Below are 327 nucleotides of genomic sequence, written 5' to 3'. Positions count from 1 at the left end.
CCTGGAACTCGTCCGCAGCGGACAGAACAACGTAAGCCGGGCTGGTGATCAGGTCGTAAGACTTGAGGATGCGATAGACCGAAGCTTCTGACACAAAATACTTTTCCGTGTCGGTGAAACGCTTCATGTCTTCACGCCCACAGGTGATGCCGAAAAAGAACCGCAGCGCCACGATCCGCGTGTTGAACGTCGAAGGCGTCACACCGGTGTCGGTTAATCTAGCCGCTTGGCCAATTCCTCAGCGCTTTCGTTGTAATAGACCTGAAGCATTCGCAGGTCGGTATGGCCAACCATTCGAGCCAGCGCCAAAACATCCAGCTTCTTAGC

Annotated in this window: 1 pseudogene; it reads right to left on the bottom strand. The window is 54.1% G+C overall.

Annotated features, from left to right (window positions below):
• A pseudogene (locus M3P21_RS22700) lies at window positions 1–136 on the bottom strand (IS3 family transposase); the annotation flags it as partial.
• Window positions 137–327: the final 191 nt, after the last annotated feature.

The sequence above is a fragment of the Ruegeria spongiae genome, assembly GCF_023502395.1.
Lineage (GTDB): Bacteria > Pseudomonadota > Alphaproteobacteria > Rhodobacterales > Rhodobacteraceae > Ruegeria_C > Ruegeria_C spongiae.
This window is presented reverse-complemented; position numbering and strand designations above follow the sequence as displayed.